15 protein-coding genes and 1 other RNA gene are annotated in these 25,045 nt (G+C 61.7%); 6 read left to right on the top strand and 10 right to left on the bottom strand.

What is annotated here, in order from left to right; translation table 11 throughout:
* Nucleotides 1-5: 5 nt before the first annotated feature.
* The 7 genes from ACW9IB_RS09725 to ACW9IB_RS09695 form a co-directional block, all read right to left on the bottom strand.
* A complete protein-coding gene (locus ACW9IB_RS09725) occupies nucleotides 6-1,967 on the bottom strand; it encodes a hypothetical protein (protein ID WP_457413410.1) in 1,962 nt (653 codons plus the stop codon).
* 145 nt (nucleotides 1,968-2,112) lie between these two features.
* An RNA gene (gene ffs / locus ACW9IB_RS09720) (signal recognition particle sRNA small type) lies at nucleotides 2,113-2,209 on the bottom strand.
* 236 nt (nucleotides 2,210-2,445) lie between these two features.
* Entirely contained in the window at nucleotides 2,446-3,606 is a 1,161-nt protein-coding gene (locus ACW9IB_RS09715; RefSeq protein WP_457413409.1) for a zinc-binding metallopeptidase family protein, read from the bottom strand.
* A gap of 204 nt (nucleotides 3,607-3,810) precedes the next feature.
* Nucleotides 3,811-6,168: an NAD-dependent DNA ligase LigA gene (gene ligA, locus ACW9IB_RS09710; protein WP_457413407.1), complete on the bottom strand. Its 2,358-nt coding sequence runs from the start codon at nucleotides 6,166-6,168 to the stop codon at nucleotides 3,811-3,813.
* Between the two features lie 64 nt (nucleotides 6,169-6,232).
* Nucleotides 6,233-7,096, bottom strand: coding sequence for a cell division protein ZipA (zipA, locus tag ACW9IB_RS09705; protein WP_457413405.1), 864 nt, complete (start codon nucleotides 7,094-7,096; stop codon nucleotides 6,233-6,235).
* Between the two features lie 260 nt (nucleotides 7,097-7,356).
* A complete protein-coding gene (smc, locus tag ACW9IB_RS09700) occupies nucleotides 7,357-10,845 on the bottom strand; it encodes a chromosome segregation protein SMC (RefSeq protein WP_457368647.1) in 3,489 nt (1,162 codons plus the stop codon).
* A gap of 2 nt (nucleotides 10,846-10,847) precedes the next feature.
* Nucleotides 10,848-11,507 carry a GntR family transcriptional regulator gene (locus ACW9IB_RS09695; protein ID WP_457368648.1) on the bottom strand — a complete coding sequence of 220 codons (660 nt, stop codon included), beginning with the start codon at nucleotides 11,505-11,507 and terminating at the stop codon, nucleotides 10,848-10,850.
* Between the two features lie 281 nt (nucleotides 11,508-11,788).
* Here ACW9IB_RS09695 and xdhA point away from each other — a divergent pair, with 281 nt between their 5' ends.
* The 4 genes from xdhA (at nucleotide 11,789) to guaD (ending at nucleotide 17,901) form a co-directional block, all read left to right on the top strand.
* On the top strand, nucleotides 11,789-13,237 hold the full coding sequence (gene xdhA / locus ACW9IB_RS09690) for a xanthine dehydrogenase small subunit (RefSeq protein ID WP_457413403.1): 1,449 nt from the start codon (nucleotides 11,789-11,791) through the stop codon (nucleotides 13,235-13,237).
* Entirely contained in the window at nucleotides 13,230-15,629 is a 2,400-nt protein-coding gene (gene xdhB / locus ACW9IB_RS09685) for a xanthine dehydrogenase molybdopterin binding subunit (protein WP_457413402.1), read from the top strand. Before xdhA ends, xdhB begins: the two co-directional genes overlap by 8 nt.
* A gap of 115 nt (nucleotides 15,630-15,744) precedes the next feature.
* Entirely contained in the window at nucleotides 15,745-16,584 is an 840-nt protein-coding gene (xdhC, locus tag ACW9IB_RS09680; RefSeq protein WP_457368652.1) for a xanthine dehydrogenase accessory protein XdhC, read from the top strand.
* A 12-nt stretch (nucleotides 16,585-16,596) separates the two neighbouring features.
* A complete protein-coding gene (gene guaD / locus ACW9IB_RS09675) occupies nucleotides 16,597-17,901 on the top strand; it encodes a guanine deaminase (protein ID WP_457413400.1) in 1,305 nt (434 codons plus the stop codon).
* Nucleotides 17,902-18,117: 216 nt separating this feature from the next.
* Here the strand turns inward: guaD and ACW9IB_RS09670 are convergent, their stop codons facing one another.
* A complete protein-coding gene (locus ACW9IB_RS09670) occupies nucleotides 18,118-18,882 on the bottom strand; it encodes a GntR family transcriptional regulator (protein WP_457365288.1) in 765 nt (254 codons plus the stop codon).
* 226 nt (nucleotides 18,883-19,108) lie between these two features.
* On the opposite strand from ACW9IB_RS09670, the gene ACW9IB_RS09665 reads away from it, so the two are divergent.
* The gene (locus ACW9IB_RS09665; RefSeq protein WP_457413399.1) at nucleotides 19,109-20,299 is read left to right on the top strand and encodes a benzoate/H(+) symporter BenE family transporter; all 1,191 of its coding nucleotides are present in this window, start codon (nucleotides 19,109-19,111) and stop codon (nucleotides 20,297-20,299) included.
* A gap of 54 nt (nucleotides 20,300-20,353) precedes the next feature.
* On the opposite strand, the gene ACW9IB_RS09660 is transcribed toward ACW9IB_RS09665, so the two are convergent.
* Complete coding sequence (locus ACW9IB_RS09660) at nucleotides 20,354-20,698, bottom strand: YggL 50S ribosome-binding family protein (RefSeq protein ID WP_034099703.1); 345 nt, start codon at nucleotides 20,696-20,698, stop codon at nucleotides 20,354-20,356.
* Between the two features lie 236 nt (nucleotides 20,699-20,934).
* Between ACW9IB_RS09660 and dacB the strand changes: the two genes are divergently transcribed.
* Nucleotides 20,935-22,395, top strand: a complete 1,461-nt coding sequence (dacB, locus tag ACW9IB_RS09655) for a D-alanyl-D-alanine carboxypeptidase/D-alanyl-D-alanine endopeptidase (RefSeq protein ID WP_457413398.1) — start codon at nucleotides 20,935-20,937, stop codon at nucleotides 22,393-22,395.
* Nucleotides 22,396-22,644: 249 nt separating this feature from the next.
* Here dacB and ACW9IB_RS09650 read toward each other — a convergent pair whose 3' ends face one another.
* Nucleotides 22,645-25,029: a sensor domain-containing diguanylate cyclase gene (locus tag ACW9IB_RS09650; protein WP_457413397.1), complete on the bottom strand. Its 2,385-nt coding sequence runs from the start codon at nucleotides 25,027-25,029 to the stop codon at nucleotides 22,645-22,647.
* Between the last annotated feature and the right edge of the window lie 16 nt (nucleotides 25,030-25,045).

Here is a 25,045-nt window from a genome sequence, read left to right as displayed (position 1 = left end):
CTCAATCAATAACCGTGTGACTCACGGAATTTCTGATACTTGTGGTAATCGATCCAGTCGACCACGTCATAGGGCAGATACAGCTGGAGCCTGGCACGGGACACCGCGATGTAGACCGCACAAATGCGCTGGTCGAACTCATACGCATCCTTGAACTTCGTGTTGGTCAGCAGTTCGGGGGTCAGCAGGACCCGATCGAATTCCAGCCCTCCGGCTTCCTGCGCCAGCATCAGCATGCAGCGCTGACCGGGGCGGCCATTCGGCCTGTTCAAGCGGGTGACGTCGGACACGTAGAAGCCTTCTTCCAGCTTGGCGTCGATCCAGGCAAACGACGCATCGAACTGGGCTGCATCACGCACCTGACGCCAGTCCGCCATGTCGCTGAAGTACGGATGGGGGCCCTTCTCGGTGTAGTCATCGCTGTAGAAGTCCGGCTTGAACAACGCGATGGCGGTCATCATGAACAGCGTGAGATCGTCCTGCGCCGCCTTGTCCACGAAGCTGAACGCACAATGGGCATCCTGCAACTGGACGGCCCACTTCATCGTGTCCCAATGGGAAGCGGTCAACACCACACAGCCCTCGGGCGGCACGAAACCTTCCGGGTACAACTCGATGCCCACGTCCGCGTCGCGAGCGCCTTCGAACAGCTCCTTGCTCTTCTCGGTGTGAAGGCTGATCAACGGGTTGACCAGCCGCTCGATATTTCGACCCGAGCGCACCGAGAACGTGACGTTGCTCTGGCGCACTTCGCGCGTTCGCTTGGCCAGGGTGCCACTGGCCCGCTGGTACTCGTCTCCCAGTGTGATCAGCGCCTGCCGGCCACGCTCGATGATCTGCAACAGCGACGGCGGGATGTCCTGGCTTTCGTCGATCAGCACGTGGGTATACCGAGGCGGCACCACGCCACCGGCCAGACTGGCCCGCTTGATCATCAGCAGCGTCTCGAAGCCGGTCTGCCGACCCCATGCCGGGTTCGCCTCCAGGTACGTCCACAGACGGGCCGAATACTCCAGCAGCACCCGGGACTCGACGTTGGACAGCGCGAGCTGGAAGTACGGCAGGTGGCGGGCCGTCAACGTGTGGCTGGCGGAATGGCAATAGCCTTCAAGCACTTTGAGGCACAGGTCCAGCGTAGCCTGGGCGTCGTGCCCGCGAAAACCGAGGATATTCAGTTCCTGCGCCACCGCCCGCTTGCCTGGCAGGCGAGTACCTGAAGCCTGCGGTTGAGGCCTTGGACCGTACAACAGGCCCCTGGCAAACGCGGCGAAAGTCAGCACCGAACGCCCTTCGGGAGAGAGCCCCGTGCGTGCGCACAGCGTTGCCAGCTTGCCGCCGGTGCGCGCCAGCACCAGCGTGACACCGGGCCGCAGACACTCCACCAAGGCACCGATCAGATGGCTTTTGCCGATCCCGGCATAGCCCTGCACGTGCAAGTCCTCATCCAGATTGGCACGAAAGGTCCTGACCAGCTTGTCCTGCTCGGCACTCAGCCAGCGCTCGCGATGCCGGGGCGTGACCATCTGCTGGCGAAACGGATTATTGCCCTGAAGGTGGCGCAGCTTGTAGTCAAAGTCCCATTTGCCATCGGGTAACAAATAACCTTGCGCCCGGACCTCATCCTCAAGGAGAAAACGCAGCTTCAGCTTTTTGACGTTTTCCAGGCCGAAGTACAACTTGCGCGGGTCGAACAGACGCTGCGCCTCCGACTGCAAGCCGTCACCCCCTGCCTGCCGGTTATCGACAGCCCACCCCATCAGCCTGGCCAGCACCTTCTCCGCCGCGCCGGCGGTGAGGTCCTTTTCAGCCACTTGCGCCAGGTTCTGAATAACCAGAACCGCCGCCAGCTCCGGATCGGAGAGAGAGAGAAGGGATTTCGCGTCGGCCGCGTCCAACACACCTTTGGCGGTTTCAAAGGTGACAGGCAGGAAGACGGGGCTGGATAAGTCAAAGTGTTCCGAGTGCATACATCCTCATGGCTTGGGGAAGACACGACAGGCGTTGTGAAACAGCCGTCATGCACCGCGCAGCAGAACATTGCGTGGACTGGTTGGAAGTTCTTTGGAGTGTGACGCGAAGGAGATACTGCAAGAAGGAGCGCTATGGAGGCAACCCCACCAGCCACACCCCGGCACACAATGTTCCCGCTGTGGCTGCTGCCTTCCGGCTCTGACCAGGTTCACGGGTAATCGTTGCGGGGGGACCGATGGGGTCACCATAACGACACTTGCCTCTCGGCAAGCGGGGCCATTGTACCGATCTCATAGGAAGTTACAACCGCTGATGTCGGTTTAAAAATATGAAGAGGCTCAAGCACTTGTCGGTGCCCCCGAGCGCACCCTAACACCCTGTGGGAGCCGGGCTTGCCCGCGATGCGGGTGACTCGGTGCATCTGAGCGACCATCGGGAGGCCATCGCGGCGAGCCCGCTCGCACATCCAGCGAATTATTGAGCCTGTACCACCTCATCCGCCCGGCCACCCTCTTCCTGGATCACCAAGTGAATGAAGTGCAGCTTGGCGATGACCGCAGGCGGCAGGACAAAGGGGTAGAAATCCGGCTGGCCCATGCTGCGGGACAGTTCGTTGAGCATGCCGGCCAGCTCGATCCAGGCGTTGACGAATGACAGGAACGCCGGCCCGCCAGGGTGTGTCGGGTCGTAGAGGCTGGTGAGGGGGAACGGCTGGTAATCCAGGTCCATCTCGCGGGCGCTCATGCCGAAGCCAAGCGCGGTGTCGACAGCGTCCATCATGTGCAGGTAGTGGGCCCAGGTTTCGGCCCAGTCTTCCCAGGGGTGCATGGTGGCGTAGGCACTGACGCAGGTTTGTTGCCAGTCCGGGCGTGGGCCGTTCTGGTAGTGCTGGTCGAGGGCGTCGGCATAACTGGCGCGTTCGTCGCCGAACAGGTGTCTGAAGGGTTCGATCCATTGAGTCGTGGCGATCAGCCGATCCCAATAGTAATGGCCGACCTCATGTCGGAAATGCCCGAGCAAGGTGCGGTAGGGCTCGCGCATCTGGACCCGGACCTTTTCCCGGTGAGCGTCGTCGGCTTCCTTGATATCCAGGGTGATCAGGCCGTTGGCATGGCCGGTCATGGGCACGTTGCCTTCCAGGTCGATACCGACGAAGTCGAAAGCCAGGCCGGTGTCCTCGTCGACGCTTTTGGGCACCACGGGCAGGCCGAGGCTGATCAACTGCGCCACCAGGCGGCGCTTGGCGGTCTCCACTTTGCGCCAGCGTTCGTGGTTTTCCGGGATGGATAGATCGGGGATGGTGCGGTTCAGGCTACACGCCACGCACAGCGTGGCGGTGCTGTGGGCCGGGATCAGCCAGTTGCAGGCCGCCGGGGTGTCCAGGTTGGCGCAGCGGCGAAACGCCCCGGCTTCATGGTTATCGTCTTGCAGCCAGGTGCCTTCCACCGGGCCCGGTTGCAGGGACGCCAGCCGGGCTTGCTGGGGCTGATAACCCAGCAGCGCCTGGCACGCCAGGCATTGGCTGTTGCGAAAGAACAGGGATTGCCCGCAGCGGCACTGCCACACCTTACTGTTGCGGCCTGCCGTGAACGGGGCGGCGATGCGCGAACTGAGCTGCTCGAAGTAGCGGAACATGGCGATCTCTCCCTGGAAGACAGAGACTAGATCAATTTCCCTTCGAAATCGTTCCGTACGCGTGTGGTGAGCGGGCTTGCCCGCGCTGGGTGGCGAAGCCGCCCCAACAAGGGCGCTGCAATGTTTCAGGAGGATCGCGGCGCCTGGGTTTGGGGCTGCTTCGCAGCCCGGCGCGGGGCAAGCCCGCTCACCACAAAGTCCCAATCAGACGGAAATGTTGTGTTTGGCGAGGAAGGCGACGAATGCTTCTTCATCCAGCACTTTCAGGCCCAGCTCGCTGGCCTTGGCCAGCTTGGAACCGGCACCCGGGCCGGCGACCACGCAGTGGGTCTTCGCCGACACAGAGCCGGCCACCTTGGCGCCGAGGCTTTCCAGCTTGTCCTTGGCCACGTCGCGGCTCATCAGCTCCAGGGAGCCGGTGAGCACCCAGGTGTGCCCGGCTTCCGGCAAGCCTTCGACCACCTTTTTCTCGCTCTGCCAGTGCATGCCGAAGTCCTTGAGCTGTTGCTCGATGGCCAGGGCGTGGTTGGCGTTGTCCGGGTTATCGAAGAAATCGCGCACGGCCTTGGCCTGTTTCTCGGGCAACGCCTGGCGCATATCCAGCCAGTCGGCCTTGATCACGCCTTCCAGGGTGATGAACTTGTCCGCCAGTTTCTGCGCAGCACCCGGGCCGACGCTGGGCACGTGCAGCTTGTCGAGCAGGCCGCCCAGGGTGGTACTGGCGGCGAACTCCGCGCTCAACTCGCCCTGATCCTGCAATTGCAGCGCGCATTCATCCGGGGACAACAGCGCGCCGATGACGTCCTGGTTGTGGCTGTCTTCGAAAAAACTGTGAATCTCATGCGCCACTTCCAGGCCCACATCCGGCAGGTAAGTCAGCACTTCCGGCAAGGCTTTCTGTACCCGCTCCAGGGAGGCCAGGGAGCGCGCCAGCACCTTGGCGGTTTCCTCGCCCACATCGGGAATGCCCAGCGCGTAGATAAACCGTGCCAGGGTCGGGCTCTTGCTGTTTTCGATGGCGGTGATCAGCTTCTTGCTGGAGATGTCGGCGAAACCTTCCAGGTCGATGATCTGCTCGTACTTGAGTTTGTAGAGATCCGCCGGCGAGCCGATGAGTTTTTCGTCCACCAGTTGCTCGATGGTCTTGTCGCCCAGGCCGTCGATGTCCATGGCGCGGCGCGAGACGAAATGAATGATCGCCTGCTTGAGCTGCGCACCACAGGCCAGGCGCCCGACGCAACGGTACACCGCGCCTTCGCTGACGGTTTCCTTGCCCTTGCTGCGCTTGACCAGTTGCGTGCGCTCCACATGGGAGCCGCACACCGGGCAACTCTCGGGGATCTGCACGGCGCGGGCATTTTCCGGGCGACGTTCGGCGACCACCGACACCACCTGCGGGATCACATCACCCGCACGGCGGATGATCACGGTGTCGCCGATCATCAAGCCCAGGCGCGCCACTTCGTCCATGTTGTGCAAGGTGGCGTTGGACACGGTGACACCCGCGACCTTGACCGGTTTCAACCGCGCCACCGGGGTTACGGCGCCGGTGCGGCCGACCTGGAACTCCACGTCGAGCAGTTCGGTGAGTTCTTCCATGGCCGGGAATTTATGGGCAATGGCCCAGCGCGGTTCGCGGGCGCGAAAGCCCAGTTCACGCTGGGACGCAATGCTGTTGACCTTGAACACCACGCCGTCGATTTCATAGGCGAGGCTGTTACGTCGCTCGCCGATGTCGCGGTAATAGTCCAGGCAATCCTGAATGCCCTTGGCCAGCTTCAGCTCGTGGCTGATGGGCATGCCCCATTTTTTCAGCTGTTGCAGGTTGCCGATGTGGGTGTCGCTGAGGTCGGTGGTCACACCGTAGCAGCAGAATTCCAGCGGGCGGCTGGCGGTAATCTTCGAGTCCAACTGGCGCAAGCTGCCGGCGGCGGCATTGCGCGGGTTGGCGAAGGTCTTGCCGCCGACTTCCAGTTGAGAAGCATTGAGCCGCTCGAAACCGGCCTTGGACATGAACACTTCGCCACGTACTTCCAGGGTCGCCGGCCAGCCACTGCCGTGCAGTTTCAAAGGGATATTGCGTACGGTGCGCACGTTGACGCTGATGTCTTCGCCGGTAGTGCCATCCCCCCGGGTAGCGCCGCGCACCAACTCGCCATTTTCATACAGCAGGCTGACCGCCAGGCCATCCAGCTTGGGCTCGCAGCTGTACTCCACCGCCGCACCGCCGCCGAACAGATCACCTACCGGTAGGTCAAGGCCCTCGGTGACCCGGCGATCGAACTCCAGCATGGTGCTTTCATCGAACGCGTTGCCCAGGCTGAGCATGGGAATTGCGTGCCTGACCTGAGTGAACGCCGACAGCGCCGCACTGCCCACCCGCTGCGTCGGTGAGTCCCGGGTGACCAGTTCCGGATGCTCGGCCTCCAGGGCCTTGAGCTCGTGGAACAGTCGGTCGTACTCGGCGTCCGGAATGCTCGGCTCGTCGAGGACGTGGTAACGGTAGTTGTGCTGATCCAGTTCAGCGCGCAGTTCGAGGATGCGGGTGTGGGCGGCGGTCATGGGTGTTCTCTCATAAAGCAAAAGAGCAGCCGAAGCTGCTCAAATGTTGGTGCGCTTATGTTACTCAGCGTTTCTGGGTCAGGGCGCGACGCTCGAACTCGACGATGCGCTGACGGTAATGCTCGATGGTCTGGGCGGTCAGGACGCTGCGTTGATCGTCCTTGAGTTCGCCGTTCAGTTCCTGGGACAGCTTGCGCGCCGCCGCCACCATCACGTCGAAGGCCTGCTTCGGGTGACGCGGGCCTGGCAGGCCGAGGAAGAAGCTCACCGCCGGGGTGCTGAACAGGTCGATATCGTCCAGATCGAAGGTACCCGGCTTGACCGCGTTGGCCATGGAGAACAGCACCTCACCGTTGCCGGCCATGCTTTCGTGGCGGTGGAAGATGTCCATTTCGCCGAAGCGCAGGCCGCTTTCGAGGATGTTCTGCAACAGCGCCGGGCCCTTGAAGCCAGCCGCATCACGACAAATAACGCTGATCACCAGCACTTCTTCGGCCGCCGGCTGATCGCTCACGGACTGACGCGACGCCTGCTTGCCAATGTTCTCATCGGGGAAATCATCGTCGCGGCTGCTGAAGCTCGGACCTTCGTCCACGTCCAGGTTCAGGTCGCCCTGGTGGGGCTCGGCCACCGCAGTAGCAGCGCGTTTCCCACGCTTGGCGGACGGCTCGCGGGCTTCACGCACCGGCGCGCTCATCGACGGCAAGTCGTGCTCGTCCAGTTGCGGCTCCTTGTGGGTGTCCAGCACGCGGGACGGGCCCAGCAGCTCGGCATTGCCGTCGTCATCGGGCAGGTTGGACAGATTTCGGTCCAGACGGAATTTGAGCTTGCCCTTGCCACCGCGCATGCGGCGCCAGCCATCAAAAAGAATACCGGCAATGACAATAATGCCGATGACGATCAGCCACTCGCGCAGACCGATTTCCATGTAATCCCGTGCCTCTAATAAAAAATGCTGAAAAATAAGGGGTTTAGCACTGTGCAAACCGCTTTAAAACGTGGCGCCAACTCTATGTTCTGACTGACGTTTTGCCCACGCATACGCAAAATTGACATTAAACTAGCACGACCAAAGATAACTTTACACCGTCTGTCAAAATGCCTTCGAACAATTATGTCGTTAGGCCATCTTTACGCGACCTGCAAAAGACCTTACCGCGCGCCGAAAATTCTCCTGCAAAGCGCAGGTCAGGATTCCACCATCGCCATCGCTTCTTCCACATCCACCGCCACCAGACGCGAACAGCCCGGCTCATGCATCGTGACCCCCATCAACTGATCGGCCATTTCCATGGCGATCTTGTTGTGGGTGATATAGATGAACTGCACGGTCTGGGACATCTCTTTCACCAACCGCGCGTACCGTCCAACGTTAGCGTCATCCAGCGGGGCGTCAACTTCGTCGAGCATGCAGAACGGCGCCGGGTTCAACTTGAAGATGGCAAATACCAGGGCCAATGCGGTCAGGGCTTTCTCGCCACCGGACAACAAATGGATGGTGCTGTTCTTCTTGCCCGGAGGCCGCGCCATGATCGTCACCCCAGTATCGAGTAGATCTTCGCCCGTCAGTTCCAAGTAAGCGCTGCCACCACCGAAAACTTTCGGGAATAACGCCTGTAAACCGCCATTAATCTGATCAAAGGTATCCTTGAAGCGGTTGCGGGTTTCCTTGTCGATCTTGCGGATCACGTTCTCCAGGGTGTCCAGGGCTTCGACCAGGTCGGCATCCTGAGCATCCAAATAACGCTTGCGCTCGGATTGCTGCTGGTATTCGTCGATGGCCGCGAGGTTGATCGCACCGAGGCGTTGAATACGCGCGGCGATGCGCTCAAGTTCTTCTTCGGCTTCTTGCTCGCTGGCCTGGGCGGTCAGGGTGTTGAGCACGCCGTGCAGGTCGTAGCCGTCCTCCAGCAACTGGTCTTGCAGGGTTTTACGGCGCACGGTCAGGGCCTGCCATTCCATGCGCTGTTGTTCGAGCTGGCCGCGGATCAGCTGGGATTGCTGCTCGGCCTGGGTCCGGCGTTTTTCCGCGTCGCGCAGTTCACGGTCTGCATCTTCGAGAGCGATCTGCGCGGTCTTGAGTTCTTCGTCGACAGTCATGCGCTTGTCGAGCAATTCCTCGAGCTTGAGCCGCAGCTCTTCCAGCGGCGCTTCGCCCTCCTCCAGGTTGAGACTCAATTGCTCGCGCTTTTCGGTGAGGCGTTCGGACTGCATCTCCAGACGCTCAAGGGCCTGGGCCGTCGACGCGTGCTGGGCTTTGAGCGAGCCCAGGCGCACCGCCAACTGATGGGCGTGGTCCTTGTGCTGGCGGGCTTCCTGGCGTACGCGATCCAAGCGTTCACGCAGACTGTCACGCTGGGCCAGCAGCAATTCGCGCTGCTCGGTGTCGAGAGCCATGCTGTCGAGCGCGTCCTGCAAATGCACACGCGCTTCGCCGATCTGTTCGTGCTCCAGGGCACGTTGCTCGCCCATCTCGGCAATTTCTTCATCGAGACGGGTGCGACGCAAGGACAATTGCTCCACCTTGGCCTTGCTCGCCGAAAGCTGGGCCTTGAGCTCGCCTTGCTGGCGCGCCTCGTCCTGCAACAGGCGACGCAGGTGTTCGCGGCCGGTTTCCTGCTGGCGTTGGGTGGCGCGCAGGGTTTGCAACTGGGTTTCCAGGCCCTCAAGGGTAGCTTCGCGTTCTTCACGCTCAGCGATCAGGTTGACGATTTCCTGGCCGCGAGCCAGCACGCCGCTTTCCGCTTCACTGGCGCGGCGCACCCGCAGGAAGTGCCGCCCCACCCAGTAGCCATCGCGGCTGATCAGGCTTTCACCGGCAGCCAGCTGGCCGCGCTGAGCCAACGCGTGTTCCAGGGAGTCCACCGGTTTGACCTGGCCCAGCCACGGTGCCAGATCAATCGCGGCCTCAACCTTGTCCAGCAGGCTGCCCGGCACCCGCGTGCCGTCCGCCGCCGGGCTGAGCAAACGCAAATCGCCCTGGGCGAAGCCTGTCAGGTCAAAACCGCCGAAATCATCCACCAGCACCGCTTGCAGGTCGGCACCCAGTACGGTTTCTACCGCCAGTTCCCAGCCAGCTTCGACTTTCAAGCCTTCAGCCAGGCGTGGGCGCTCGGCCAGGTGCTGGTCGCGCAGCCACTCGGCGGTGCCGGTGCCGGGGTCCAATGCCGCTTGCTGCAAGGCTTCGAGGGAGGCCAGGCGACCATTGAGGCGCTGCAGATCGCCCTGGGCCTGTTGCTGCGCCTGGGTTGCCTGTTGCAATTGCTGACGCAGTTGCTCCAGGCGTTCCACTTGCTGCTCTTCGCTGGCCTCCAGCTCTTCCAGGGTCATCTCGCTTTCAGCCAGTTGCTCGCTGAGTTCCAGGATCGCGGCATCTTCCGGGTCGGCGGAGAGCAACGCACGCTCTTCCTGCATGCGCCGCTGGCGTTCGGCCAGGCGCTCCATGCTGGTTTCCAGTTGCTGGATGCGCGACTGCTGCACTTCGGCCTGGCGGCGTGGCTCGGCGGATTGCAGGTTGAAGGCGTCCCACTGCTCCTGCCAGCCGTGCATGGTGGTTTCGGACTCTTCCAGCGCAGCGGCGGCTTCTTCGGCGGCGGCGCTGGTGACTTCCTGCTCGGGCGTGAGCATGTCCAGCTCTTCGCCGAGCGTCAGCAGCAAGGTGCGGTCATGGCCCAGGTGAGACTCGGTCTCCAGGCGCGCGCGCTCGGCTTCTTTCAAATCATCCTGCAACTGGCGCAAGCGCTGCTGGCCATGCTGGATGCTTTGCTCGACGCGGGCGATATCGCCGCCCACCGAATAGAAGCGCCCCTGCACCAGATTGAAGCGCTCGGACAGGTCATGGTGCCCGTCGCGCAGGCGTTCGATGCTGGCGTCGGCATTGCGCTGTTCGGCCACCAGGGCTTCGAAGCTGATTTCCTGGGTGCCGATGATCGCTTCGCGCTGACCCACCTGGTCATTCAGCGCCTGCCAGCGCAGGGCCGAGAGCTGCGCCTTGAGTTGGCGTTCTTCGGCCTTGTATTCCTGATACTTCTCCGCTGCCTGGGCCTGGCGATGCAAGCGTTCAAGCTGGCGCTCCAACTCCTCACGCAGGTCGGTCAGGCGCGCCAGGTTTTCGTGGGTGCGGCGGATACGGTTTTCGGTCTCGCGACGGCGCTCCTTGTATTTGGAGATGCCGGCGGCTTCTTCGATAAAGTTGCGCAGGTCTTCGGGCTTGGCCTCGATCAGCTTGGAGATCATGCCCTGCTCGATGATCGAGTAGCTGCGCGGGCCCAGGCCAGTGCCCAGAAAGATGTCGGTAATGTCCTTGCGGCGGCACTTGGCGCCGTTGAGGAAGTAACTGTTCTGACTGTCGCGGGTCACTTTGCGGCGAATGGAAATCTCGGCATAGGCCGCGTATTCGCCGATGAGGGTGCCGTCGGAGTTGTCGAACACCAGCTCGATGCTCGCCTGGCTCACCGGCTTGCGGCTGGTGGAGCCGTTGAAGATGACGTCGGTCATCGACTCGCCGCGCAGGTTTTTGGCCGAGCTCTCGCCCATCACCCAGCGGACGGCGTCGATGATGTTCGACTTGCCGCAACCGTTGGGCCCGACCACCGCCGCCATGTTACTGGGGAAGTTCACCGTGGTCGGGTCGACGAAGGATTTGAACCCCGCCAGTTTGATGCACTTGAGCCGCACGTTTAGGCGTCCGCCAACGCAGCGATGATCAACGAGCAACTGCGCTGGCCGTAAGCCGACAGCACCAGGCGAATTTGCACCAGGTCACGGGCCAGGACGGCGGCGAGCAGTTGCTCGAACAACACCAGGTATTCGCTCATCGAGGCCTTGCGCTGGTCCAGGGCCAGGTAATAGGCACGGTTCATCGCCGGCTGCAGGTTCTCGACAGTCTCTTGCAGGTACGGGTTGTTGGCGAAGGGGTACGCCGGGCGCATCACATTGAAGCTTTCGGCGACGAAGGCGCGGATGTCCTGACGGTCGTAGGCGCTGACCAGACGCTGCTGGATCTGCAGGAACGGCGCCATGTCGGCGTGGCTCTGCCAGCCGCTGGCAACCGCGTTGGCCAGCAGGATGTACAGCTCACCCATCAACGTGCACAGGCTCTGCACCTTGTGGGCGGTGAGTTCGGTGACGTGGGCGCCACGGCGCGGCAGGATCGCGATCAGGTGGCGACGTTCGAGAATCAGCAGGGCTTCGCGCACGGAACCACGGCTGACGTTCAGCGCCAGCGTGACCTTCTGTTCCTGGATCCGCTCCCCAGGCTTGAGTTCGCCGCGAATGATACGTTCGGCGAGGTGGTGAGCGATTTGCTCGGCGAGACTGTCCGGCGCCTTGAACGTCATGTTTTCCCTTCAAAATCATCTATCGGTACAAGCGCGGCAGTGTAGCGCAAATGCCCGGCTGATGGCGCTAGGCCCACGCGGCTGAATTTGGCATGAAATACGCAACCCTTAAAGCCTGGAAATCGCCAAAAACGCCGGTTCCAGGAGACTGGACCATACTTGAACAGGTTGTAATCGCAATTTCTTGACCTTTCGGTCAGAAAATCATTGACCGAAAAGTCAGACATGACTAGATTCGGCGCAAAGCGGTTAACAACAATAATGAGTCTGCGAGGCCTTCCGTGATCCAGTTTTTACTCAACCAGGAACTCCGTAGCGAGCATGCCCTGGACCCCAACCTGACCGTGCTCAACTATCTGCGCGAGCACCTGGGCAAATCCGGTACCAAGGAAGGCTGCGCCAGCGGCGATTGCGGTGCGTGCACCGTGGTGGTCGGCGAGTTGCACACCGATGAACAGGGCACCGAACAGATTCGTTATCGCAGCCTCAACTCGTGCCTGACCTTTGTGTCATCCCTGCACGGCAAACAACTGATCAGCGTCGAGGACCTCAAGCACCAGGGCCAACTGCACAGCGTGCAACAAACCATGGTGGAGTGCCACGGCTCGCAGTGCGGCTTTTGCACCCCGGGCTTCGTGATGTCGCTGTTTGCCCTGCAAAAGAACAGCGACGCCCCCGACAGCCAGAAAGCCCATGAAGCCCTGGCCGGCAACCTGTGCCGCTGCACCGGCTATCGCCCGATCCTGGCCGCCGCCGAACAGGCGTGCTGCAACAAACCGCAAGACCAGTTCGACAGCCGTGAAGCCCAGACCATCGCGCGCCTCAAGGCTATCGCCCCCACCCAAACCGGCGAACTCAACAGTGGCGACAAACGTTGCCTGGTGCCCCTGACCGTCGCCGACCTGGCCGACCTCTACGACGCCTACCCGCAAGCCCGTCTGCTGGCCGGTGGTACCGACCTGGCGCTGGAGGTCACCCAGTTCCACCGCACGCTGCCAGTGATGATCTACGTCGGCAATATCGAAGAAATGAAGCGCATCGAGTCCTTCGAGGATCGCCTGGAGATCGGCGCCGCCACTGCCCTTTCCGACTGTTACACCGCGCTGGACCACGAATACCCGGACTTCGGCGAACTGCTGCACCGTTTCGCCTCGCTGCAGATCCGCAACCAGGGCACCCTGGGCGGCAATATCGGCAACGCCTCGCCGATTGGCGATTCGCCACCGCTGCTGATTGCCCTGGGCGCGCAAATCGTGCTGTGCAAGGGCAACACCCGCCGCACCCTGGCGCTGGAAGACTATTTCATCGATTACCGTGTCACTGCCCGCCAGGACAGCGAGTTCATCGAGAAGATCATTGTGCCCAAGGGCCACGCGCTGTTCCGTGCCTACAAAGTCTCCAAACGCCTGGACGATGACATTTCCGCAGTCTGCGCCGCCTTCAACCTGACGCTCGACAACGGTGTGATCAGCGATGCCCGCGTGGCTTTCGGTGGCATGGCCGCTATCCCGAAACGCGCCAAGCACTGCGAAACCGCGCTGATCGGCGCCACCTGGAACGCCGCTACCGTGGAAAAGGCCTGCGCCGCCCTGACCCAGGACTTCACCCCGTTGTCGGACTTCCGCGCCAGCAAGGAATACCGCCTGCTCAGTGCGCAAAACCTGCTGCGCAAATACTTCATCGAACTGCAAACGCCGCACATCGAGACTCGGGTGACCGCTTATGTCTAACCATCACGCCGTCGTTAAAACCCAGGCCGAACTCGCCGAGCTGTTCGCCCAGGACCTCACCTCCGGGGTGGGCCGCAGCGTCAAGCATGACAGCGCCGCCAAGCACGTGTCCGGTGAAGCCCAGTACATCGATGACCGCCTGGAATTCCCCAACCAGTTGCACCTGTATGCGCGCATGTCCGACCGCGCCCACGCGAAAATCCTCAGCATCGACACCGCGCCCTGCTATGCCTTTGAAGGCGTGCGCATCGTCATCACCCATGAAGATGTGCCGGGCCTGAAGGACATCGGCCCGTTGATGCCCGGCGATCCGTTGCTGGCTATCGACACCGTACAGTTTGTCGGCCAGGTGGTGTTGGCGGTTGCCGCCCGCGATCTGGAAACCGCGCGCAAGGCGGCGATGGCCGCCGTGATCGAATACGAATACCTGGAGCCGGTGCTCGACGTAGTCGAGGCGTTTCGCAAGAAGCACTTCGTGCTCGACAGCCACACCCACCAGCGCGGTGATTCGGCGGGCGCACTGGCCACGGCGAAACACCGTATCCAGGGCACCCTGCATATCGGCGGCCAGGAGCATTTCTACCTGGAAACCCAGATTTCCTCGGTGATGCCCACCGAGGACGGCGGCATGATCGTCTATTGCTCCACCCAGAACCCCACTGAAGTGCAGAAGCTGGTGGCCGAGGTGCTGGACGTGTCGATGAACAAGATTGTCGTCGACATGCGCCGCATGGGCGGTGGTTTCGGCGGCAAGGAAACCCAGGCGGCCAGCCCGGCGTGCCTGTGCGCGGTAGTCGCACGCCTCACCGGGCAGCCGACCAAGATGCGCCTGCCACGTGTCGAAGACATGCTGATGACCGGCAAGCGCCACCCCTTCTATATCGAATACGACGTGGGCTTCGACGACAGCGGGCGCCTGCACGGCATCAACCTGGAGCTGGCCGGCAACTGCGGCTGCTCGCCGGACCTGTCGAACTCGATTGTCGATCGCGCGATGTTCCACTCCGACAACTCGTATTACCTGGGCGACGCCACGGTCAACGGCCATCGCTGCAAGACCAACACCGCCTCCAACACCGCCTATCGCGGCTTCGGCGGCCCGCAAGGCATGGTGGCCATCGAGGAAGTGATGGACGCCATCGCCCGCCATCTGGCCCTCGACCCGCTGGAGGTGCGCAAGGTCAACTACTACGGCAAGACCGAGCGCAACGTCACCCACTACTACCAGACCGTCGAGCACAACATGCTCGAAGAAATGACCGCCGAGCTTGAGGCCAGCAGCCAATACGCCGAGCGCCGCGAAGCGATCCGCCTGTACAACGCCCACAGCCCGATCCTGAAAAAAGGCCTGGCCCTGACTCCGGTGAAATTCGGCATTTCGTTCACCGCCAGTTTCCTCAACCAGGCCGGTGCCTTGATCCATATCTACACCGACGGCAGCATCCACTTGAACCACGGCGGCACCGAGATGGGCCAGGGCCTGAACACCAAGGTCGCGCAGGTGGTGGCCGAGGTGTTCCAGGTGGAAATCGACCGCGTGCAGATCACCGCGACCAATACCGACAAGGTGCCCAACACCTCGCCAACGGCGGCCTCCAGCGGCGCCGACCTGAACGGCAAGGCCGCGCAGAACGCCGCCGAAACCATCAAGCAGCGCCTGGTGGAATTTGCCGCACGCAAATACGACGTGAGCGAAGCGGATGTGCAATTCCACAATGGCCATGTGCGCGTGCGTGACCAGATCCTCACGTTCGAGGCGCTGATCCAGCAGGCGTATTTCGCCCAGGTCTCGCTGTCGAGCACCGGCTTCTACAAGACCCCGAAAATCTACTACGACCGCAGCCAGTCCCGTGGCCGACCGTTCTACTACTTCGCCTTCGGCGCGGCCTGCTGCGAAGTGATCGTCGACACCCTGACCGGCGAATACAAGATGCTGCGCACCGACATCCTCCACGACGTGGGCGCCTCGCTGAACCCGGCCATCGACATCGGTCAGGTGGAAGGCGGTTTTGTGCAGGGCATGGGCTGGCTGACCATGGAAGAGCTGGTGTGGAACAACAAGGGCAAGCTGATGACCAACGGCCCGGCCAGCTACAAGATCCCGGCCGTGGCCGACATGCCTCTGGACCTGCGGGTGAAGCTGGTGGAGAACCGCAAGAACCCCGAAGACACGGTGTTCCACTCCAAGGCCGTGGGCGAACCGCCGTTCATGCTCGGGATCGCCTCGTGGTGCGCGATCAAGGATGCGGTGGCGAGCCTGGGTGATTATCGCCATCAGCCGAAGATCGATGCGCCGGCCACACCGGAGCGGGTGTTGTGGGGGTGTGAGCAGATGCGGCAGTTGAGTGTTGCGAAGGTGGTTGAGGCTGATACCGAGATGGCTTCGCTCTAGACCGGGGTGCTGCCATCGCAGGCAAGCCCGCTCCCACATTTGGAACGCATTCTCCTGTGGGAGCTGGCTTGCCTGCGATGGCGGCCTGACTGACAACAGTAATGTTGAGGTGAACATGAACAACTGGATCAGCGCCCTCGCCAACTTACAAAACAGCGGCGAACCCTGCGTGCTGGTGACCATCATCGAAGAACTCGGCTCCACACCGCGCAATGCCGGCTCCAAGATGGTGATCAGCGCCGCGCAGACCTTCGACACCATTGGCGGCGGGCACCTGGAATACAAGGCGATGCAGATCGCGCGGGACATGCTCGTGCGCGGCCAGCAAAACACCCATCTGGAGCGTTTCAGCCTGGGGGCCAGCCTGGGCCAGTGCTGCGGCGGCGTGACCGTATTGCTGTTCGAGCCCATGGGCCAGGTGCAGGCGCAGATTGCGGTATTCGGCGCCGGCCATGTGGGGCGTGCGTTGGTGCCGCTGCTGGCGAGCCTGCCGTGTCGGGTGCGCTGGATCGACTCGCGTGATCAGGAGTTTCCGGAGCATATCCCCCAGGGCGTGCGCAAAATCGTCAGCGAAGAGCCGGTCGATGAAATTGCCGACCTGCCGGTGGGCAGTTACTGCATCGTCATGACCCACAATCACGCGCTGGACCTGGAACTCACTGCCGCCCTGCTCAAACGTAATGACTTTGCCTACTTCGGTCTGATCGGCTCGAAGACCAAGCGGGTCAAGTTCGAACACCGCCTGCGTGATCGCGGCTTCGACACCGCGCAGTTGCAACGCATGCGCTGCCCCATGGGCCTCGCCGAGGTGAAAGGCAAACTGCCGGTGGAGATCGCCATTTCCATCGCCGGCGAAATCATCGCCACCTATAACGCCAATTTCGGCCAGCACACCGCCAGCGCCGAACCCATTGCCAAACTGCTGCCGGCGTCACGCCGCAGCCAAGCCCTTTGAATCGAGATGACCATGCCTTTGACTCGCAAAGCCTACCGTGCCGCCCTGCTGCACAGCATCGCCGACCCTGCGCACGTGGGCATCGAAGCGTCCTATGAGTATTTCGAAGACGGCCTGCTGGTGATCGAAAACGGTCAGATCAGCGCCATCGGCCATGCCAGCGATTTGCTGCCGACCCTGCCCGCCGATATCGAAATCACCCATTACCAGGACGCACTGATCACCCCCGGCCTGATCGACACCCATATCCACCTGCCGCAAACCGGCATGGTCGGCGCCTATGGCGAGCAGTTGCTCGACTGGCTCAACACCTACACCTTCCCGTGCGAAAGCCAGTTCGCCGACAAGGCCCATGCCGAGGAAGTCGCGGATATTTTCATCAAGGAACTGCTGCGCAACGGCACCACCACCGCACTGGTGTTCGGCAGCGTGCACCCGCAGTCGGTGAACGCGTTCTTCGAAGCGGCCGAAAAACTCGACCTGCGCATGATCGCCGGCAAGGTGATGATGGACCGCAACGCGCCGGACTACCTCACCGACACCGCCGAATCCGGCTACCGGGAAAGCAAGGCGTTGATCGAGCGCTGGCACGGCAAAGGCCGACTGCACTACGCGGTCACCCCACGGTTTGCGCCGACCAGCACGCCGGAACAACTGGCACTTGCCGGGCAACTGCTGGGGGAATACCCGGATCTCTACATGCAGACCCACATCAGTGAGAACAAGCAGGAAGTCGAGTGGGTAAAAGAGCTGTTCCCCGAGCGCAGCGGCTACCTGGACGTGTACGACCATTACAAGCTACTGGGCGAACGCTCGGTGTTTGCCCACGGCGTGCACCTGTGTGATGACGAGTGTGCACGGCTGGCAGAGACGGGTTCTGCGGTAGCGTTCTGCCCGACTTCGAATTTCTTCCTGGGCAGTGGTTTGTTCAACCTGCCGATGGCCGAGAAACATAAATTGAATGTGGGCCTGGGAACGGACGTGGGCGGCGGCACCAGTTTCTCACTGCTGCAAACCCTGAACGAAGCCTACAAGGTCATGCAGTTGCAGGGCGCGCGGTTGAGTCCGTTCAAGTCGCTGTACCTGGCCACCCTGGGTGGCGCGCGGGCACTGCGCCTGGAAGACAAGATCGGTACGCTGCAACCGGGGACGGATGCGGACTTTTTGGTGTTGGATTACAACGCTACGCCGCTGCTGAGCTATCGCTTGAAGCAGGCGAAGAACATAGCCGAGACGTTGTTCGTGTTGATGACCCTGGGGGATGACCGGACGGTGTTGCAGACGTATGCGGCGGGGCAGCTGGTGCACCAGCGCTAGTCCCAAGAACACCATAAAACAAATGTGGGAGCAGTTCACTGTGGTGAGGGGCTTGTTGTAGTGAGCGGGCTTGCCCCGCGCTGGGCTGCGAAGCGGCCCCAATAAAGCACCGCGTTATATTTGTTAGAACGCGGTGTCAGGGCCTAGGGCCGCTTCGCGCCCCAGCGCGGGGCAAGCCCGCTCACCACACAAGCCCCCTCAACATTTGAGGAACGTTTACAGCTTTATTGAAGAGCGTCCCGGCTTCTTGGTCTGCAGCAGGTGCGAAAACACTGCATGCAAATCATCCGACGCGCTCTCTTCATCGAGGTTGAGTTTGCTGTCGATGTGATCCATGTGATGCATCATCAAATTCACCGCCAACGCGGCATCCCGGGCCTCTATCGCATCGATCAACTGCGTGTGTTCATCATAGGAACAGTGCGAGCGGTTGCCGCTTTCGTACTGGGCGATGATCAACGAGGTCTGGGACACCAGGCTGCGCTGGAAGCTGATCAGCGGTGCGTTCTTCGCCGCCTCCGCCAGCTTGAGATGGAATTCGCCGGAAAGGCGGATGCCGGCACCGCGATCGCCGCGGGAGAAACTGTCGCGCTCGTCGTTGACCATCTGGCGCAGTTCAGCCAGTTGCTCCGCCGTGGCGTGCTGCACCGCCAACTCGGTGATCGCCCGCTCCACCAGACGCCGCGCCATGAATACCTGGCGGGCCTCTTCGACACTCGGGCTGGCAACCACGGCGCCGCGATTGGGCCGCAGCAACACCACCCCTTCATGGGCCAGGCGCGACAGCGCACGGCGAATGATGGTGCGGCTGACGCCGAAGATTTCGCCCAGGGCCTCTTCACTCAATTTGGTACCGGGTGCCAGGCGTTGTTCGAGGATCGCCTCGAAGATATGCGCGTAGACGATATCGTCCTGGGTTCCGCTGCGACCGGCCTTGCCGGCTCGCGGTTGTTTCTTGAGAGGTTGCAACTGTTCGTTCATGGGCACTCGGGTCGGGAGAACGGCGGCGAATTAACGGTAATACGGCAACGGACGGTCGCTGGCAAGTATCACCTAAAAACAGGGCACATTGTACACAACCCAATGGGCCAACACACTGTACGGCTGTTTGCGGTGTCGGCTGTATTGCAATGAGTCGTTACGTTTGAGTTTAGGCTTGAATCTGTGCCTTCACCGGCAAACACTCAGGTAAAAGGAACACCGCCCCATGCCCGATGCCACCCACGCGCCCCTGCGCCCGCTGGCCGATACGTCTCCATCGGCCATCGTCGCCGGCTTCATCGCCATGATGACCGGCTACACCAGTTCCCTGGTGCTGATGTTCCAGGCCGGCCAGGCCGCCGGCTTGACCACGGCGCAGATTTCCTCGTGGATCTGGGCGATTTCCATCGGCATGGCCGTGTGCAGCATCGGCCTGTCGCTGCGCTATCGCACCCCGATCACCATTGCCTGGTCGACCCCCGGCGCGGCGCTGCTGATCACCAGCCTGGGCGGTGTGAGCTACGGCGAAGCCATCGGCGCCTACATTACCTGCGCGGTATTGGTCACGCTGTGCGGCCTGACCGGCAGTTTCGAAAAACTGGTCAAGCGCATCCCTGCTTCACTGGCGGCGGCCCTGCTGGCGGGGATTCTGTTCAAGATCGGCAGCGAAATCTTCGTCGCCGCGCAACACCGCACCGGCCTGGTATTGGGGATGTTTTTCACCTACCTGATCATCAAGCGGGTATCGCCGCGTTATGCGGTACTCGCCGCGCTGATCATCGGTACCGCCCTGTCCGGGCTGATGGGGCTATTGGATTTCAGTGGTTTTCACCTGGAAGTGGCGACGCCGGTCTGGACCACCCCGCACTTCTCGCTGGCGGCGACCATCAGTATCGGCATCCCGCTGTTCGTAGTCGCCATGACCTCGCAGAACATGCCCGGCGTCGCCGTGCTGCGGGCCGATGGTTACAACGTACCGGCCTCGCCGCTGATCACCGCCACCGGCCTGGCCTCACTGGTGCTGTCGCCCTTCGGCTCCCACGGCATCAACCTCGCGGCGATCAGCGCGGCTATCTGTACCGGCCCCCATGCCCATGAAGACCGTAACAAGCGCTACACCGCTGCGGTGTGGTGCGGGGTGTTCTACGGCATTGCCGGCGTGTTCGGCGCCACGCTGGCAGCACTGTTCGCGGCACTGCCAAAAGAGCTGGTGCTGTCGATCGCGGCGTTGGCGTTGTTTGGCTCAATCATCAATGGCCTGAGCATCGCCATGAATGAACCGAAAGAGCGGGAAGCGGCGCTGATCACCTTTATGGTCACTGCGTCCGGCTTGACGCTGTTTTCCATCGGCTCGGCGTTCTGGGGGATTGTGGCGGGGGTGTTGACGCTGTTGATTCTGAACTGGCGCAAGGCCTGAAACTGCAAGGTCCCTAACGAAACAGCGACCCGGGCGGGTCGCTGTTTCAGCACATCAGGCTACCGGATTGATCGGCGTCTCTGGGTGCCAGGCATCCAGCAGCGGGCTCACTTCAACGCGAGTCAGCTCTGGGCGGGCCTTCAACCAGGCCTCGACGGTTGCACGCTGTTCTTCGCTGACCGAACCACGCTTGGCCGAGCACACCAGACCGAAGTCGTCGCCGCCCACGTAATCCAGGCCATTGCCGTCCATCGCTTCAGTCAGGAATGCTTCGAGGAAAGCGTCAACCGCTTCGTCGTCCAAACCTTCTTTGAAATCCAGGTTCAGCTCGAAACCCAGCTCTTGAAATTCATCAACGCACAGTTTTTTGCGCAGACGCCGGGAACGGTTAGTCGCCATGGAACAATCCTCTTGAGTAATAACGGGCGGCACTTTAGCAGTTTAAGGCGGCGATTGCCCGACTCTCTGGGACAGGCGGCCAATTGCCCGCAAAAAAACCACGATTAGCAGCTATCGTTCAGCTACAAGTGGATCCACCTTGGGGCATAATGCCGACACTTTCATGACCAATGAGGGATTTTTCCTATTTACCCCTCGCCTTTTTCACCCTCCTCAGCAGTAGGGTTTTACTTCTTATGATCAAATCGTTGCGTTCAGTCTTTTTTGCCGGCCTTATTCTGCCCCTGGCCTTTTCCGCCGCCGCCGCCCCGATCAACAACACCCTGCCCCCCAATGTTCAGCAGGCCCTGTCCAAAGCCAAGCTGCAAAACACCGCACTGTCCCTGGTGATGCTGCCGCTGAACGGCCCCGGTACTCCCACCATTTTCAACGCTGACGTTTCGGTGAACCCGGCGTCCACCATGAAGCTGATCACCACTTATGCGGCCCTGGAAATGCTTGGCCCCAACCACCAGTGGAAAACCGAGTTCTACACCGACGGCACCCTCAGCGGTGGTGTGTTGCACGGCAACCTGTACCTCAAGGGCGGTGGCGACCCCAAGCTGAACATGGAAAAACTCTGGCTGCTGATGCGTGACCTGCGCGCCAACGGCGTGCAGCAGGTCACCGGCGATCTGGTACTGGACCGGGGTTTCTTCGTTCAGCCGCAGTTGCCTGAATTCAATGACGACGGCAACGACGAGAACAAGATGTTCCTGGTCAAGCCGGACGCCCTGCTGGTCAACCTCAAGGCCCTGCGCTTCGTGGCCCGCAATGACTCGGGCCGGGTGATCGTGTCGGTCGAACCGCCGATTGCCAGCATCCGCATCGACAATCAGGTCAAGGTGTCCAACGCCAAGCAGTGCACCGGCGACGTACGCTACAACCCGGTGACCGCCGCCGACGGTAGCGTGACCGTGACCGTCAGTGGCCAACTGGCCGACGGCTGCAGCTCGCAGACTTATCTGTCGCTGCTGGACCACGCCACCTACACCGCTGGCGCTGTTCGGGCGATCTGGCAGGAATTGGGCGGTACCATCCAGGGCCGCGACATCCAGGCGCCGGTACCCAAGGACGCTAAAGTACTGGCCCGCGCGTTTTCCCCAGACCTGGCGGAAATCATCCGCGACATCAACAAATACAGTAACAACACCATGGCCCAGCAACTGTTCCTGAGCCTTGGCGCGCAGTTCCGCAACGATGCCGATGGCGACGATGCCAAGGCCGCGCAACGGGTGGTACGCCAGTGGCTGGCGAAGAAAGGTATCACCGCACCGCACCTGGTGATGGAGAACGGTTCGGGTTTGTCCCGTGCCGAGCGCGTCAGCGCACGGGAGATGGCAGCCATGCTGCAAGCGGCCTGGAAGAGCCCCTACGCGGCGGAATACATCAGTTCGCTGCCGATTGCCGGCACCGACGGCACCATGCGTAAACGCTTGAAGACCACCGCCATGCGTGGCGAAGCCCATGTGAAGACCGGCACTCTGAACACTGTGCGCGCGATTGCCGGGTTCAGCCGCGACAACAATGGCAACACCTGGGCCGTGGTGGCGATCCTCAACGATCCCAAGCCCTGGGGCGCTTCGTCGGTGCTGGACCAAGTGCTGCTGGACCTGTATCGCCAGCCGAAAGCAGCGGCCGCCGCTCCGGTCCTGTAGGGCTGAACGGAGTCTTGTGGTGAGCAAAACAGGCTTTTTTGTAGTGAGCAGGCTTGTCCTGCGCTGGGGCGCGAAGCGGCCCTGAAACCAGCCGGTGCGTTTCCGTCTGAAAACACGCGGTGCCCTGGATGGGACTGCTACGCAGCCCGGCTCGGGACAAGCCCGCTCGCCACAATGAGTCCACTCACCAGCCTCCTCCCGCCCATCTCACTCACTCTTGATTGTTCCCACATTGGGACTGCGGCAGTCTCAAGCACGCAAGCGCTCTGCCTCGACCCGGTCCCTGCCCGCTTGTTTGGCCACATACACGGCCGAGTCTGCGCGCAGCAGCAGCCCGTCGATGCCCTCGTCCACCCGCCAACTGGCCACGCCAAAGCTGGCGGTCACGATGCCCACCGGTTCCATCGGCGCACTGCGCAATGACTGCCACAGCTCCACGGCCAGGCTGTAGGCCTGGTCGCCATCGGTGTTCGGGCACAGCACCATGAACTCTTCGCCGCCCAGCCGGCAGAACACGTCAGTACGACGCAAACGCAGGCTGATGCGCTTGCACAGCTCTTGCAACACGCCATCACCGACCCCGTGGCCGTGTTGGTCATTGATCCGTTTGAAATGGTCGATATCGAGCATGATCACCGACAACGCCCCCGAAGAGCGGTTGAGACGAACCATCTCGGCCTTGAGACGGTCCTGGAAATAGCGGCGGTTGTGGATCCCGGTGAGGGAATCGGTGATCGATTGCGCCCGCAGCTCTTCCTCCACCCGCTTGAGATCGGAAATGTCCGACACGTAGCCATGCCACAAGGTGCCGCCGCTGGGTAACTCTTCCGGCGTGGCTTCACCCCGAATCCAGCGCAAGCCCCTGTGCGGCAACAGCACCCGGTACTCTTCGCGCCAGTGGCTCAGTTGCAAGGCCGACAGGCGAATCGACGCGCGCACCCGCTCTGCGTCCAGCGGATGAATGCGCTCGAAGACCTTTTTTGCATCCTGTTGCAGCACGCCGGGCTCGATTTCATAGATGTCGCGCATGCCGTCGCTGGCGTAGATAAAGCGCCAGTTATCCTGGGGTTCCAAAGTGAACTGGAAGATCCCGCCCGGCACATGGGCACTGAGCTTCTTCAGCAGACGGTCCCGTGCCGCCAGCGCCTCGTAGGCGCGCTTCTGCTCGGTGATGTCCAGGTAAATCGCCAAGTGGCCGATCCATAAGCCATGGTCATCGAGCAACACCGTGGCCAGCATGTTGACGGTCAGTTGGCTATTGTCCTGGCGCAACAGCGTCCATTCACGGGCTTCGTGCAAGTTGTCGGGACTTTCCACCAGCATCGCCTGGCTCGCCGGGATGCGCTTGCCCAACGCCAGGCTCAGGTTGGCGGCGCGCGCTTCCAGTTCCGTCGGCAGGTGCAGGCTTTCCAGGGTCAACCGACCCACCACCTGTTCGGCCTTGAACCCGAGCATCTGCTCGGCACCGGCGTTGAAGGTGTTGATGACGCCACGCAAGTCAGTGGCGATGATCGCCACTTGGGTCGCCGCGTTCAGCACGCTGCGCAACTGACCATGGGCACCGCGCAATTCCTGTTCGCGCAAGCGCAGTTGTACGGTGCGCTGCTCCACCAGTTTCAGCGCCCGTTGGCGCTGACTGACCAGCACATAGAGCAAGGCGCCGAGCAGCAGGCTGAGCAGGCCACCCATGCCGAGAATGGTCACCAGCGAAGAATGATTGGCCTGGTCGAAAACCTGGCTGGGTCGCAGGGTCAGGGCGTAGACATGATCGCCGAGGGTCAGGCGGCGGGCGGCGATCAGGTCGCTGTCGGCCAGCGCATTGCTGGACTCGTACAGCACACGCTTTTGCGTGTCGGACGTGTCGACGATCTGCATCACCAGGTTGTCACGGTCGGGCTTTGGCAACCCCTCGGCCACCAGCTGGCGCATGCTGATCACCGCCATCACGTATCCATAGGGCTCGCTTTGACCCTCTTGGGAAACCGGTGCCACCAGCAACACGCCCGTGGCATACGCAGGTTCCACGCCCACCAGTTGCATCGGTTGGGACACTGCCGGCTTGCCGGATTTTTGCGCACGCTCCAGCACCGAGCGGCGCAACGGCTGGGCCAGCAGATCGAAGCCCAACGGTGAACCGAGCAGGCTCTGGGTCTGGCTGTACAGTACCGGGACGTACTCGTCGCGCTCGGCGGCCGGGGCCAGTTCGCCTGACGAATTCAATTCGCGGATGCTGAAGGGCACGCCCCTCAGGTTGGACACGTCGTGCTCGAACTGGCTGCGCTGCGCACGAAACACCCGGGGCGCCCAGGCATAGGCACGGGCACGCAGCAACAAGGGTTGGGCGAAACCGTCGAACTCTTCGCGGGACACATCACTGGAATTGACAAAGAAGCGTCGCAGGCTGCCCAGGCGTTGCTCCTGGTCTTCGAAGCGTTCCTGCAGACGGGTGTAGCGTTCGTTGACGAGCAACTGGAAACGCTGGCGCACCTGTTGTTGATACAGATCGGAAGCGGCCCAGGCAATGATCGCCGTCAACGCGCTACCTGCCAGAAACACCACCAATGCCACCAGCCAAGCCGACGCCTGCTCACTGATGAAGGCTAGGATTTTCGGGCGGACGGCTTGCAACGGCATAGGCAACACTCACAAC

The organism is Pseudomonas sp. SDO524_S393 (assembly GCF_054071875.1).
This window is presented reverse-complemented; position numbering and strand designations above follow the sequence as displayed.

Excerpts from the sequence above, each read along its gene's own strand:
- ACW9IB_RS09725 (WP_457413410.1), bottom strand. The coding sequence starts at position 1,967 with ATGCACTCGGAACACTTTGACTTATCCAGCCCCGTCTTCCTGCCTGTC.
- ACW9IB_RS09715 (WP_457413409.1), bottom strand. The coding sequence starts at position 3,606 with ATGTTCCGCTACTTCGAGCAGCTCAGTTCGCGCATCGCCGCCCCGTTC.
- ligA (WP_457413407.1), bottom strand. The coding sequence starts at position 6,168 with ATGACCGCCGCCCACACCCGCATCCTCGAACTGCGCGCTGAACTGGAT.
- zipA (WP_457413405.1), bottom strand. The coding sequence starts at position 7,096 with ATGGAAATCGGTCTGCGCGAGTGGCTGATCGTCATCGGCATTATTGTC.
- ACW9IB_RS09695 (WP_457368648.1), bottom strand. The coding sequence starts at position 11,507 with ATGACGTTCAAGGCGCCGGACAGTCTCGCCGAGCAAATCGCTCACCAC.
- xdhB (WP_457413402.1), top strand. The coding sequence starts at position 13,230 with ATGTCTAACCATCACGCCGTCGTTAAAACCCAGGCCGAACTCGCCGAG.
- xdhC (WP_457368652.1), top strand. The coding sequence starts at position 15,745 with ATGAACAACTGGATCAGCGCCCTCGCCAACTTACAAAACAGCGGCGAA.
- guaD (WP_457413400.1), top strand. The coding sequence starts at position 16,597 with ATGCCTTTGACTCGCAAAGCCTACCGTGCCGCCCTGCTGCACAGCATC.
- ACW9IB_RS09670 (WP_457365288.1), bottom strand. The coding sequence starts at position 18,882 with ATGAACGAACAGTTGCAACCTCTCAAGAAACAACCGCGAGCCGGCAAG.
- ACW9IB_RS09665 (WP_457413399.1), top strand. The coding sequence starts at position 19,109 with ATGCCCGATGCCACCCACGCGCCCCTGCGCCCGCTGGCCGATACGTCT.
- ACW9IB_RS09660 (WP_034099703.1), bottom strand. The coding sequence starts at position 20,698 with ATGGCGACTAACCGTTCCCGGCGTCTGCGCAAAAAACTGTGCGTTGAT.
- dacB (WP_457413398.1), top strand. The coding sequence starts at position 20,935 with ATGATCAAATCGTTGCGTTCAGTCTTTTTTGCCGGCCTTATTCTGCCC.
- ACW9IB_RS09650 (WP_457413397.1), bottom strand. The coding sequence starts at position 25,029 with ATGCCGTTGCAAGCCGTCCGCCCGAAAATCCTAGCCTTCATCAGTGAG.